Genomic DNA, 12,169 nt, shown 5'->3' on the forward strand with positions numbered 1-12,169 from the left:
CTCAGCCTCCGACGGCGACGAGGACGGCGAGGACGACCGCACCGGCCAGCAGCGCGCTGAGGTAGGTCTGGACGTTTCCGGTCTGGGCCTTGCGGACGGCCGCGCCGAGCAGCCGGGGGGTGCCGCCCGCGCCGCGGACGTAGGTCTCGATGACCTCGCGGTCCAGGAAGCGGACGAGTTGCGCGGCGGCCAGCACCGGGCGGACGAACAGCGCGGTGTAGAGGGCGTCGAGGTGGAAGCCGTGGGCCGCGTGGCGGTGCAGCCTGCCCAGCAGCAGACGGCCGGGGTCGCCCGGGTCGTCGGCGGACGCGATGTCGCCGTAGATCGCCTCGTGGGTGGCGGTGGCCTCGGCCTCGACGAGGGCGGGTTCCGCGCCGGGGTCGCCGTCGGCGGTGACGACGGCTCCGACGGGGACGGCGAGCCGGGTGGCGGTGGCCGCCTTCCAGGCGCCGTAGGTGATCAGGACGCCGACCAGGGCCAGGCCGGTGCCGAGGACGGAGGTGATCAGGGTGGGGCCGAGCGGGGCGCCGCCGAACCAGTCGGGCAGCTCGCGGTAGGCGAGGCCGCCGAAGGCGATGGTGGGGACGGCGAGCACCCACAGCACGGAGGTCATCACGACCGGCTGCCTGCCGTGGTCGGGGGCCTCGGGGCCGCTGCCGCGGAAAGCCAGCAGGAACAGCCGGGTGGCGTATCCGGCGGTCAGGACGGCGGCGGTCAGGCCCGCGACGAAGACGGTCCAGCCGACGGCCGAGGGGACGTGCGCGGTGTGCCCGGCCGAGGCGTGCTCGGCGGCGCGCAGCACGGACTCCTTGGAGAAGAAGCCGGACAGCGGAGGGAGGGCCGCGAGGGCGGCGAGGGCGATGCCCATCGTCCACATGGCGTCGGGGACGCGCTTGGCGAGCGAGCCCATGCGGGACATCGCGGTGAGCGAGTTGGTGCCCGCCGCGTGGATAACGACGCCCGCGCCGAGGAAGAGCAGCGCCTTGAAGGCGCCGTGCGACAGGAGGTGGAAAACGGCGGCGTCGCGGTCGGCGACGGCCAGGGCGCCCGCCATGTAGCCGAGCTGGCCGATGGTGGAGTACGCCAGCACGCGTTTGATGTCGTCCTGGGCGAGGGCGGCCAGGCCCGAGCCGATCATGGTGACGGCGGCCATCACGGCGAGGACGGCCAGCGCGGCGGCGGACGCGGTGAACACCGGCAGCAGCCTGGCCACCAGATAGATGCCGGCGGCGACCATGGTGGCGGCGTGGATCAGCGCGGAGACCGGGGTGGGACCGGCCATCGCGTCGGGCAGCCAGGTGTGCAGCGGGAACTGCGCGGACTTGCCCGCGACCCCGGCGAGCAGCAGCAGCGCCATCACCGTGGGGTGGTGGAGCCGGCCGTCCGCCGCGGCGGAGAGGATGCCGCTGATCCGGAAGGTCCCGGCGTCGGCGGCGAGCGCGAACACCCCGATGAGGAAGGGGACGTCGCCGAGCTTGGTGACCAGGAACGCCTTGATCGACGCCGTCCTGGCGGCCTCGGTCTCCCAGTAGTGCCCGACCAGGAAGTACGAGCAGATGCCCATGATCTCCCAGCCGACCAGCAGCACCATCAGGTCGCCCGAGTAGACGACCAGGAACATGGCGGCGGTGAACAGCGAGACGAGGGCGGCGTACGAGGGATAGCGCGGGTCGTCGCGCAGATAGGCGGTGGAGTAGAGCTGGACGCAGGTGGCGACGAGGCCGACGAGGACGGCGATCAGGACCGCGAAGCCGTCCAGGTGCAGGGCGAGGTAGACGGGCGCGGAGCCGGTGTCGGTGAGCTTGTGGACGGCGTCGGTCGGCGCGCCGGTGCCCTGGCGGGCGGCGACGACCGCGGCCAGCACGAAGGCGGTGGCGGTGGGCAGTACGGCCAGCGGGCGTACGAAGCCGGGTGCGCGCCGGCCGAGCAGGAGTCCGGTGACCGCGCCGAGGAAGGGCAGGAGGGGGACGAGCGCGGCAAGGGCGGTCAGGGTCACGCGGCGGCCTCGGCCTTCTTGTCGGCGGCCGTGCCGTCCGGGTCGGACGCGGTGTGCTCGGACGACGCGTGCTCGGCTGATGCGTGCTCGGCTGATGCGTGCTCGGCTGACGCGTGCTCGGGCGGCTCGGCGAGGTCGGTGAGCCGGTCGATGTCGGAGCTGCCGCGGTTGCGGTACACGAGCAGCACGATCGCCAGGCCGAGACCGATCTCGGCGGCGGCGATCGTGATGGTGAACAGGGTGAGGGCCTGGCCGGAGTGGAGGGTGTCGCGCAGCCACACGTCGAAGGCGACCAGGTTGAGATTGACGGCGTTGAGCATCAGCTCGACGGACATCAGGACGAGGATCGCGTTGCGGCGGGCGAGGACGCCGTAGACACCGACGCAGAAGAGGAGGGCGGCGAGGACGGCCGGGTAGACGAGGTGCATCAGTTCTCCTTGCCCTGGCCGGTGGGGGTGCCGCTGGGGCTGCCGGTGGGGGTGCCGGTGGGGGTGCGGCCGCCCGTGCCGGTCCCGGCGCCCTTAGCGGTCCCGGTGTCCTTCGCGGTCCCGGTGCCCGCGCGGTCCTCGGCGGTCTCGCGGCGGGAGAGGACGATCGCGCCGACGAGGGCGGCGAGCAGCAGCACCGACAGCGCCTCGAAGGGCAGCACCCAGAAGCGGAACAGGGTCTGCCCGGTGGCGTGCGAGGAGCCCTGGACCACGCCGTGCAGGTCGATCCAGGTGGAGCGGAAGGCGTCCACGACCACCCACACCAGGGTGACCGCGGCGGCGACGGCGACCCCGAGGGCGACCCAGCGGTTCTCGGAGTCGGCGTCCGGCGAGCGGCCGATGGGCGCTCTGGTCAGCATCAGTCCGAACAGCAGGAGGACGACGACGGAGCCGACGTAGATCAGCACCTGCACCCAGGCGATGAACTCGGCCGTGAGCAGCAGGTATTCGACGGCGAGGCCGCCGAGGGCGACGACCAGCCACAGGGCCGCGTGCACGAGCTGCCGGGTGGTGACGGTCAGGACGGCCGCGCCGAGGGTGACGAGGCCGATGAGGAGGAAGGCGATCTCGACGCCGGTGGGCGAGAGGAAGCCGCCCTGGCTGTGGATGGTTTCGTGGACGATCACGAGTCGCCCTCCCCCGGCGCGGAGGGTCCTTCGGTCGCCGGGTCGGCCGCCGTCGGGGCCTGGGCCTGGGCTTCTGCCTGGGCCTGGGCAGCGATGACCTTGTCGGCGGCCTTGCGGGCGGCGGCGATCTCCTTGGGTTCCTCGGCGGCCGGGTCGAGCGCGGGAGGCGCGGGCACCGTCCACATCCAGTCGCGCAGCTTGTCGCGCTCGTGGGTGAGTTCGAGGATGTCGGTCTCGGCGTACTCGAACTCCGGCGACCAGAACAGCGCGTCGAAGGGGCACACCTCGATGCAGATGCCGCAGTACATGCACAGCGAGAAGTCGATGGCGAAGCGGTCCAGCACATTGCGGCTGCGCTCGCGCCCGCCGGGGGCGGCGGCCGGTGTCGTCTCCTTGTGGGAGTCGATGTAGATGCACCAGTCGGGGCACTCGCGGGCGCACAGCATGCAGACCGTGCAGTTCTCCTCGAACAGCGCGATCACACCGCGCGAGCGCGGCGGGAGTGCGGGCAGCGCGTCCGGGTACTGGTCGGTGACGGAACGCTTCGTCATCGTCCGCAGGGTGACGGCCAGGCCCTTGGCGAGGCCGGTTCCGGGGATGGCCATGCTAGGAGATCACCACCTTGACGACGCCGGTCAGGGCGATCTGGGCGAGGGCGAGCGGGATGAGTACGGTCCAGGCGAGTTTCTGGAGCTGGTCCTCGCGAAGGCGCGGGTAGCTGACCCGCAGCCAGATCACGACGAAGGCCAGGAGGCCGGTCTTGACCAGCGTCCACAGCCAGCCGACGCTGCCGGACCAGGGGCCGTGCCAGCCGCCGAGGAACAGCACCGTGGTCAGGGCGCACAGCACGACGATGCCCGCGTACTCGGCGAGCAGGAACAGGGCGAAGCGCAGGCCGGTGTATTCGGTGTACGCGCCGAAGATGATCTCGGAGTCGGCCACCGGCATGTCGAACGGGGGCCGTTGCAGCTCGGCGAGGCCCGCCGTGAAGAACACGAGGCCGCCGATGAGCTGCCAGGGGGTCCACCACCAGTGGTACTCCCCCACGATGACCGGCAGTGACAGCGTGCCCGCCGCCATCGCGACCGACGCGGCGGTGAGCAGCATCGGCAGTTCGTACGCCATCAGTTGCGCCGCCGTGCGCAGGCCGCCGAGCAGGGAGAACTTGTTCGCCGACGCCCAGCCCGCCATCAGCGAGCCGAGCACGCCGATGCCCATCATGGCCAGGACGAAGATCAGGCCCGCGTCCAGGGCCTGGCCGACGAAGCCGTGCGGTCCCACCGGGATCGCGATCAGCACGACGAGGTAGGGCAGGAGCGCGACGGCGGGGGCGAGTTGGAAGATCCGCCGGTCCGCGTCGGCCGGAACCACGTCTTCCTTCTGCGCGAACTTCACTCCGTCCGCCACCAGTTGGGCCCACCCGTGGAACCCGCCCGCATACATCGGCCCCAATCGGCCCTGCATATGCGCCATCACCTTGTGCTCCGCCTGCCCCACCACCAGCGGAAACACCAGGAACACAACGAGCACGCCCACAAGCCGCAGCCCGACGTCCACCACGTCACCCACGTCCCTCACCTCCCCGCCCACCGTCTTCGCCTGCGGCGCGCTCATCAGACGACGCGGACCCCCCACCCCGACCGGGAGTGCCACCTGCGACGGGCTTCTCGCTCGCAGCGGGCGGTTCGCTTGCAGCGGGCGTCTCGCCTGCGGCGGCCTCGTCGGACGACACGGGCTCACCACCCCGAGCGGGGGTGCCACCTGCGGTGGGCTTCTCGCCTGCGGCGGGCCCCTCGCTTGCAGCGGGCGATTCGCCTGCGGCGGCCTCGTCGGACGACGCGGGCTCGCTACCCCGGCCTGGGGTGCCACCTGCGGCGGGCGGTTCGCTCGCAGCGAGCGGTTCGCCTGCGGCGGGCTCGTCGGACGACGCGGGCTCGCTACCCCGGCCTGGGGTGCCACCTGCGGTGGGCCCCTCGCCTGCGGCGGACGGCTCGCTCGCAGCAGGCTCGCCGCCCCCGGCCGAACTGCCTCCTGCTGCGGGCTTCTTTGACGGCGCGGGCTCGCCACCCCCGGCAGGGGTGCCACCTGCGGTGGGCCTCTCGCCTGCGGCGGGCGGTTCGCTCGCAGCGGGCGTCTCAGAGGGCGCGGGCTCGCCGCCACTGGCGGAACTGCCGCCAGCGGCGGGCTCGCTGACCGCAGCAGGGGTGCCGCCTGGGGCGGGCGGTTCGCTTGCGGTGGGCTTCTTGGTCGGCGCAGCGTCGCCGCGCCCCGCGGGGGTGGCGGTTGGGGGTTGTTCCCATGGGGCGTCGGGGACGCGCTTGCGTGGGGGCGCGGGGGTGTGGCCGGAGGGGGCCCCGGCAGGGGTTTGGCTGGTGGAGCCTTCGGTCACGCTGCGGGTGCGGCGGGCCGGGCGGTCGGCCGACGGGGTTGTACGCGCCGGGCGGTCGGCCGGGGAGGCCGTTGGGCGGGGGCCGCGGGCGGGGCGGGCGGGGGGCGGGGGGAGTTGGCCTTTTTGGGGGCCCCAGTCGTTGGGGTCGGGGACGCCGGGGGGCTGCATCTGGCGGCGCTTGGGGCCGCCGTCGTGGGACTCGCCGGGCTCCTTGGCACCGGGCCACGCCTTGGCGACGCGGGCGGCGAGGACGAAGTCCTTGCGGAGAGGGTGCCCCTCGAACTCGTCGGGGAGCAGGAGGGGCGCGAGGCCCGGGTGCCCGGTGAAGTCGACGCCGAACATCTCGTGGGTCTCGCGTTCGTGCCACGCCGCGCCCGCGTAGACGCCGGTGGCGGTGGCGAGGACGGGCGCGTCGTGCGGCACGGTCGTCCGCAGCAGCAGCCGCCGGACGCCGCCGTCCAGCGCGACGACGTGCGCGCAGACCCGGAAGCCGGTGCCGGGCTCGTCGACGGCGCTCAGCCAGTCGAAGTACGTGCAGCCGAGCGCGTCCCGCGCGGCCGTGAGCGAGGCGACCCACTCACCGGCCGGCACATCGACGGTCAGGAGGTCGTACGCCTCCTGCGCGACGGCGCCCTCGCCGAAGATCTCCGCGGCCTCCCGCGGCAGCCAACCGGTCACCTCGGCCCCTCCGGCGGAGTGACGAGGCCGCTCGTCAAGGCGGCGACGGACGGGCGCGGGCCCGCGGCGGAGCCGTACCGCTCCGCCAGCGACTCGCGCGCGATCTTCTCCTGGAGCTTGAGGATGCCCTGGAGGAGCGCTTCGGGGCGCGGCGGGCAGCCGGGCACGTAGACGTCGACGGGGATGATCTGGTCGACACCCTTGGTGACGGAGTACGAGTCCCAGTAGGGGCCGCCGCAGTTGGAGCACGCGCCGAAGGAGATGACGTACTTCGGCTCGGGCATCTGCTCGTACAGGCGCTTGACGGCGGGCGCCATCTTGTCGGTGACGGTGCCGGAGACGACCATGAGGTCGGCCTGGCGCGGTCCCGGCGCGAAGGGGATGACGCCCAGCCGGATGAAGTCGTGCCGGGACATCGACGCGGCGATGAACTCGATGGCGCAGCAGGCGAGGCCGAAGTTGAAGACCCACAGGCTGTAGCGGCGGCCCCAGTTGAGCACCACCTTCATCGGCTCCGGCGCCAGCCGGGACAGCACGCCGAGACGGCGCGGCTCGGGAAGGTCCTGCGCAGGGGCCTCGGGAATCGCCTGCGGGTTCACGTCCATTCGAGGACGCCCTTCTTCCATGCGTAGAGCAGCCCGATCGCGAGGAAGCCGATGAAGACGAACATCTCCACCAGCGTCGTCGCGCCGAAGCCGGGCGCGGCGAAGACCGTGGCCCACGGGAACAGGAAGATCGCGTCGACCGCGAAGATGACGTAGAGGAAGGAGTACACGTAGTACTTGACCTGGGTGTGCGCCCAGCCCTCGCCGACCGGGTCGACCCCGCACTCGTACGTGAGCATCTTCTCGCGCGTCGGCACGACGGGCCGCAGCAGGCGGCCGGACGCGAAGGCGACGGTCACGAAGAGCACACCGACGACCGCGACCAGGCCGACGACCGAGTAGCCGTGGAAGTAGTCCACGTCCGTCCGCCCCTCGTTCACTCGTTGACCGGTGGTGTCCAGCGATCCTTGTGGATCTCTTTAGACGATCTATACGGGAGGGAGTCTAGGCCCTGGCCTCACAGGCGCACGCCCCCCGTGCGGGCACCGGTGCGCGCATCGGCGGCGGCCCCGTCGCACGCCCTCGCCCGTACCGGGGGATAACCCCACCGCCGCCTGACCTACGCACCCCATGGCGCGCCCCGCCGCTTCCCCGGCAGGCTGGACTCATGAACACCTCGCCCGCGTCCCGTCAGCCCGCCGCCCCCGCCCCGCTGCCACCCGTGCGCTTCGCGTACGACCGCGTGACGTGGCGGGAGATCGGGTATCTGCTGCTGAATCTGCCGGTGTCGATCATCGGCTTCGTCTACGTCGTGACGGTCGTGACGGTGGGCCTCGGCCTGTCGGTGACGGTGATCGGGTTGCCCCTGCTGGCGTACGGACTCGCCGGGTGCCGTTTGCTGGGGCGGGTGGAGCGGAGCCGGGCGCGCGACCTGCTGGGCGTGCACATCGACGAGCCGCGCCCGCTGAAGCGGGGCACCTTCGGTTTCCTGCCGTGGCTGTGGGCGTCGCTGAAGGACCCGGTGGCGTGGCGGCACGCCCTCTATTACGGCATCCGGCTGCCGTGGGGCATCCTCACCTTCACTTTGACGCTGGTCTCGCTGTTCGTGCTGTGGCCGGTGCTGCCGTTCCTGGCGCGCGGGCTGACGATGGTCGACCGGGCGATGGTCCGCGGGCTGCTCCAGCCGTCGGACGAGCTGGAGCGGCGGATCGAGGAGCTGGAGTCGGACCGCGGGGTCGTGGTCGACACGGCGGCGGCGGACCTGCGGCGGATCGAGCGCGACCTGCACGACGGGGCGCAGGCGCGGCTGGTGGCGCTGGCGATGGACCTGGGCCTGGCCAAGGAGAAGCTGCTGGAGGACCCGGAGGCGGCGGCCAAGATGGTGGGCGAGGCGCACGGCGAGGTGAAGGTGGCCCTTCAGGAGCTGCGGGATCTGGCGCGCGGCATCCATCCGGCGATCCTCACCGACCGCGGCCTGGACGCGGCCCTGTCGTCGGTCGCGTCGCGCTGCACGGTGCCGGTCGCGGTGACCGTGGACCTGCCCGCGCGGCCCGCGGAGGCGATCGAGGGGATCGCGTACTTCACGGTCTCCGAGCTGTTGCAGAACGTCAGCAAGCACAGCAGGGCACGGCACGCCTCGGTGGACGTGTGGCGCGCCGACGACCGGCTGATGGTGCAGGTACGGGACGACGGGCGCGGCGGCGCGGACGTGTCGGGCGGTACGGGTCTGGCCGGGCTCGGCGAACGGCTGCGGTCGGTGGACGGGCTCTTCGTGGTCAGCTCACCGGAGGCGGGGCCGACCGTGGTCACGGCCGAACTGCCGTGGCGCGACCGGGAGTTCCGCAAGGCCGGGGCCAGGCGCTGAGCGGAGCCAGGCGCTGAGCGGAGTCAAGCACCGAGCGGGGCGCTGAGCGCGGCCAAGCGCTGAGCGGAGTCAAGCACCGGGCGGGGCGCTGAGCGCGGAAGCCGGGGCGGTGGGGCTAGCCCCACCCCCAAGACGCCGATCCGCACCATGGGGATGGGTGCACGCACCAGCCAGCATGGAGTCACAGAGAAAAGCAGAGAGGACGGACCGACCATGGCTTACGGCTTCCCGCCCGCCGAGCGCGCGCACGAGCGCGAGCGCGAGCACCGCCTGCCGACGGCGCTGCGCGCGCCGGTCGAGGCACGCGCCTGGCGCGAGTTCGCCTACCTGCTGATCAATCTGCCGATGTGCATCGTCGGCTTCGTCTGGACCGTGACGATGTTCTCGCTCGGCGCCGGGCTGCTGGTCACCTTCATCGGGCTGCCGGTGCTCGTGCTCGCGCTCGGCGGCTGCCGCGCGATCGGCGCCGTGGAGCGGGCCCGCGCGCGGTCGCTGCTCTGGCTGGACGTGGAGGACCCGCGGCCGGTGCGCGGCAGGAACGGCGGTTTCCTGTCCCGGCTCGGTGCGCAGCTCGGCAGCGGCGTCAACTGGCGGCACGCCGCCTACACCCTGATCCACTTCCCGTGGGGGATCTTCACCTTCTCCGTCGCCATCAGCTTCTTCACGTACGGCTGGGGCCTGTTGACGTATCCGCTGTGGCGCTGGGTCTTCCCGGTCTACTTCGGGCAGGACGGCCTCCAGATGTACGGCGACGGGCACGGGCACGGCTGGTGGCTGCACACCCCGGCCGACATGCTGCTGTGCGTCGTGGTCGGCGGCGCGCTCGTGCTGAGCAGCCCGTGGGTCTACCGGGGCATGGCGCACGTGGACCGGATTCTGGTGAGCGGTCTGCTCGGGCCTTCGCGGCTGGCGGAGCGGGTCACCGAGCTGGAGTCGGACCGCGGGGTCGTGGTCGACACGGCGGCGGCGGACCTGCGGCGCATCGAGCGCGACCTGCACGACGGGGCGCAGGCGCGGCTGGTGGCGCTGGCGATGGACCTGGGCCTGGCCAAGGAGAAGCTGCTCGAAGATCCGTCGGCCGGGGCCGTGATGGTCGAGGAGGCGCACGGGGAGGTGAAGATCGCGCTTCAGGAGCTGCGGGATCTGGCGCGGGGCATCCACCCGGCGATCCTCACCGACCGCGGGCTGGACGCGGCCCTGTCGTCGGTCGCGTCGCGCTGCACCGTGCCGGTCGCCGTGACCGTCGATTTGCCGGCGCGGCCGGTGCCGGCCATTGAGGGCATCGCCTACTTCACGGTGTCCGAGCTGCTGCAGAACGTCAGCAAGCACAGTGGCGCTTCGCGCGCGACCGTGGAGGTGTGGCGGGTCGGTGACCGGCTCATGATGCAGGTGTCCGACAACGGGCGCGGGGGCGCCGCCGTGTCCGGTGGGTCCGGGCTCGCCGGGCTCGCCGAGCGGCTCGACTCCGTCGACGGTGTCCTCGCCGTGGCCTCGCCGCCCGGTGGCCCCACCCACATCACCACCGAACTCCCCTGGCGCGTCTAACCCCTCCGGGCCGGTCCCCTTACCCCTCCCCGCGCCCCGCCCAAAACGGCTCGCCCCTCCAAGAGGCGGTCCGCCGATCTTTTCAGGGGCGCGGGGAACTGCGCGACCAGCCCCCACCGGGCTTTCAGCCCGAAAACAACCGCGTCTGCCCCACCGGGGCCGCGCCCCTGAGAGATCGGCGTCCGCCCGGCAGGGGGCGGCTAGGTCAGGGTGAGGAGGACTTTGCCGCGGTTGGTGCCGGCCTGGAGGGCTTGATGGGCTTGGAAGGCCGCGGCAAGCGACAACTCGGCGGTGATGTCGAGCCGAATGGCTCCGGAGGCCAGGAGGGACAGGGCGGCGAGGGCGTGGCCGCGCAGAACGGCCGGGGCGCGGAGCGCGAGGTCGTGGATGGAGTAGCCGGTGAGAGCGCGGTTGCGCTCGGAGAAGGGGAGCACCGGCAGCGTGAGGTCGGGCTGCCGGGCGGCCTCGCCGTAGGCGACCAGACGGCCGAAGGGCGCCAGAAGGGAGAGCCCGGCCAGCCGCGTCCCCCCGCCGATGGGGTCGAGCAGCACGTCGATCTCGGTGCGGGCGGCGGCCAGCTCCTCGGCGAAGGTCTCGCGCAGCAGCACCGCGTCGTAGCCGAAACGTTTCGCGTACTCGGCCTTCTCGGCCGTGCGGACCGTCCCGTACACGGCGGCGGCCCCCAGCGCGCGGGCGATCTGCGCGGCGACCGAGCCGACCCCGCCCGCGGCGGCGTGGATGAGGACGGTGTCCCCCGCGGTGAGCCGCGCGGCCCCGGCGAGCACCCCGTACGCGGTGGTGAGGACGAGCGCCGCCCCGCCCCCGTCCCGGAGGGAGATCCCGTCGAGCGGGAAGGCGAAGTCGGCGGGCGCGACCGCGTATTCGGCGTATCCGCCGCCGTCGGGCAGATAGGCGGCGACGGGGTCGCCGACGGCGAGCCCGGTGACGCCCGCGCCGAGCGCGGCGATCTCGCCGGAGACCTCGAGGCCGGGCACGGCGATCCCGTCCGGCGGACCGTAGTCGCCGAGCCGGTGCAGCACCTCGCCGTGGTTGACGCCCGCGTACGCGACCTGGATCAGCACCTGCCCGGGGCCCGGTTCCGGGACGGGGATTTCCACCGGCCGGAGCACTTCCGGGCCACCGTTGACGTCGAATCCGACCGCGCGCACACGCTCTCCTCTTGCCTGTGAGCCGCTGACGCGCGACCCCCGCCGACCTTCCGGGCGCAACCTTGCCCACCGGAACCGTATTCCCCATCAGCGCGTCGTTGCTGGGATGCTGGGGAAGACAGGGTCGGATGTGGGGGGCTGGAACGGGTGGAGGACAGGGTGCGGGTGGTCATCGCCGAGGATTCGGTGCTGCTTCGGGAGGGACTGACCCGATTGCTGACCGATCGCGGTCACGATGTGGTGGCCGGCGTCGGTGACGCCGAGGCGCTGATCAAGGTCGTACGGGAGCTGGCGGACGAGGGCGCGGCCCCCGACGTGGTGGTGGCGGACGTACGGATGCCGCCGACGCACACCGACGAGGGGGTGCGGGCGGCGGTGCAGCTGCGCCGGGACCACCCCGGCGTGGGCGTGCTGGTGCTGTCGCAGTACGTGGAGGAGCAGTACGCGACCGAGCTGCTGGCGGGCAGCAGCCGCGGGGTGGGGTATCTGCTCAAGGACCGGGTGGCCGAGGTCCGCGAGTTCGTGGACGCGGTGGTGCGGGTCGCCGAGGGCGGCACGGCGCTGGACCCCGAGGTGGTCGCGCAGCTCCTGGGCCGCAGCCGCAAGCAGGACGTGCTGGCGGGGCTGACGCCGCGCGAGCGCGAGGTGCTGGGGCTGATGGCGGAGGGCCGGACGAATTCGGCGGTGGCCAAGCAGCTCGTGGTGAGCGACGGCGCGGTGGAGAAGCACGTCAGCAACATCTTCCTGAAGCTGGGCCTGGCGCCGAGTGACGGGGATCACCGTCGTGTCCTGGCGGTGCTCACCTATCTGAACTCCTGATCTGTTGACACTCTGTCTCACAGCAGACGCCTGACGGCGCGGGCCCCACG

The 12,169-nt window shown here is 72.6% G+C and carries 12 protein-coding genes; 3 read left to right on the forward strand and 9 right to left on the reverse strand.

All coding sequences use genetic code 11. From position 1 onward, the window contains the following. Nucleotide 1 precedes the first annotated feature (1 nt). Genes ACFY9V_RS27895 through ACFY9V_RS27930 form a run of 8 tightly spaced genes read right to left on the reverse strand, consistent with a single transcriptional unit; the run spans nucleotide 2 to nucleotide 7,162 of the window. Nucleotides 2-1,996 carry an NADH-quinone oxidoreductase subunit L gene (locus ACFY9V_RS27895; RefSeq protein WP_391163463.1) on the reverse strand — a complete coding sequence of 665 codons (1,995 nt, stop codon included), beginning with the start codon at nucleotides 1,994-1,996 and terminating at the stop codon, nucleotides 2-4. After that, nucleotides 1,993-2,424 (reverse strand): NADH-quinone oxidoreductase subunit NuoK, encoded by a 432-nt coding sequence (gene nuoK / locus ACFY9V_RS27900; RefSeq protein WP_391163465.1) that lies wholly within the window; start codon nucleotides 2,422-2,424, stop codon nucleotides 1,993-1,995. The genes ACFY9V_RS27895 and nuoK overlap by 4 nt, the downstream gene beginning before the upstream one ends. Beyond that, nucleotides 2,424-3,107, reverse strand: a complete 684-nt coding sequence (locus tag ACFY9V_RS27905; RefSeq protein ID WP_391163553.1) for an NADH-quinone oxidoreductase subunit J — start codon at nucleotides 3,105-3,107, stop codon at nucleotides 2,424-2,426. Before ACFY9V_RS27905 ends, nuoK begins: the two co-directional genes overlap by 1 nt. Next, nucleotides 3,107-3,715 carry a 4Fe-4S binding protein gene (locus tag ACFY9V_RS27910; RefSeq protein ID WP_391163466.1) on the reverse strand — a complete coding sequence of 203 codons (609 nt, stop codon included), beginning with the start codon at nucleotides 3,713-3,715 and terminating at the stop codon, nucleotides 3,107-3,109. The genes ACFY9V_RS27905 and ACFY9V_RS27910 overlap by 1 nt, the downstream gene beginning before the upstream one ends. A gap of 1 nt (nucleotide 3,716) precedes the next feature. Further along, a complete protein-coding gene (locus ACFY9V_RS27915; RefSeq protein ID WP_391163468.1) occupies nucleotides 3,717-4,679 on the reverse strand; it encodes an NADH-quinone oxidoreductase subunit H in 963 nt (320 codons plus the stop codon). Further along, the gene (locus ACFY9V_RS27920; RefSeq protein WP_391163470.1) at nucleotides 4,672-6,177 is read right to left on the reverse strand and encodes an NADH-quinone oxidoreductase subunit C; all 1,506 of its coding nucleotides are present in this window, start codon (nucleotides 6,175-6,177) and stop codon (nucleotides 4,672-4,674) included. The genes ACFY9V_RS27915 and ACFY9V_RS27920 overlap by 8 nt, the downstream gene beginning before the upstream one ends. Next, complete coding sequence (locus ACFY9V_RS27925; RefSeq protein ID WP_355340351.1) at nucleotides 6,174-6,782, reverse strand: NADH-quinone oxidoreductase subunit B family protein; 609 nt, start codon at nucleotides 6,780-6,782, stop codon at nucleotides 6,174-6,176. Before ACFY9V_RS27925 ends, ACFY9V_RS27920 begins: the two co-directional genes overlap by 4 nt. Continuing rightward, complete coding sequence (locus tag ACFY9V_RS27930; protein WP_188283994.1) at nucleotides 6,773-7,162, reverse strand: NADH-quinone oxidoreductase subunit A; 390 nt, start codon at nucleotides 7,160-7,162, stop codon at nucleotides 6,773-6,775. Before ACFY9V_RS27930 ends, ACFY9V_RS27925 begins: the two co-directional genes overlap by 10 nt. A gap of 227 nt (nucleotides 7,163-7,389) precedes the next feature. Between ACFY9V_RS27930 and ACFY9V_RS27935 the strand changes: the two genes are divergently transcribed. Then, a complete protein-coding gene (locus ACFY9V_RS27935; protein ID WP_355340354.1) occupies nucleotides 7,390-8,586 on the forward strand; it encodes a sensor domain-containing protein in 1,197 nt (398 codons plus the stop codon). Between the two features lie 213 nt (nucleotides 8,587-8,799). Continuing rightward, complete coding sequence (locus ACFY9V_RS27940) at nucleotides 8,800-10,131, forward strand: sensor domain-containing protein (protein WP_391163473.1); 1,332 nt, start codon at nucleotides 8,800-8,802, stop codon at nucleotides 10,129-10,131. Between the two features lie 200 nt (nucleotides 10,132-10,331). On the opposite strand, the gene ACFY9V_RS27945 is transcribed toward ACFY9V_RS27940, so the two are convergent. Next, entirely contained in the window at nucleotides 10,332-11,300 is a 969-nt protein-coding gene (locus ACFY9V_RS27945) for a zinc-binding dehydrogenase (protein ID WP_355340360.1), read from the reverse strand. A gap of 159 nt (nucleotides 11,301-11,459) precedes the next feature. Between ACFY9V_RS27945 and ACFY9V_RS27950 the strand changes: the two genes are divergently transcribed. Further along, nucleotides 11,460-12,119: a response regulator transcription factor gene (locus tag ACFY9V_RS27950; protein ID WP_355340363.1), complete on the forward strand. Its 660-nt coding sequence runs from the start codon at nucleotides 11,460-11,462 to the stop codon at nucleotides 12,117-12,119. The last annotated feature ends 50 nt before the right edge of the window (nucleotides 12,120-12,169 follow it).

Origin of the sequence: Streptomyces sp. NPDC008317, from assembly GCF_042955955.1 — a bacterium.
Lineage (GTDB): Bacteria > Actinomycetota > Actinomycetes > Streptomycetales > Streptomycetaceae > Actinacidiphila.

Coding starts and splice junctions, on each gene's coding strand:
- ACFY9V_RS27935 (WP_355340354.1), top strand. CDS start 7,390: ATGAACACCTCGCCCGCGTCCCGTCAGCCCGCCGCCCCCGCCCCGCTG.
- ACFY9V_RS27910 (WP_391163466.1), bottom strand. CDS start 3,715: ATGGCCATCCCCGGAACCGGCCTCGCCAAGGGCCTGGCCGTCACCCTG.
- ACFY9V_RS27925 (WP_355340351.1), bottom strand. CDS start 6,782: ATGGACGTGAACCCGCAGGCGATTCCCGAGGCCCCTGCGCAGGACCTT.
- ACFY9V_RS27940 (WP_391163473.1), top strand. CDS start 8,800: ATGGCTTACGGCTTCCCGCCCGCCGAGCGCGCGCACGAGCGCGAGCGC.
- nuoK (WP_391163465.1), bottom strand. CDS start 2,424: ATGCACCTCGTCTACCCGGCCGTCCTCGCCGCCCTCCTCTTCTGCGTC.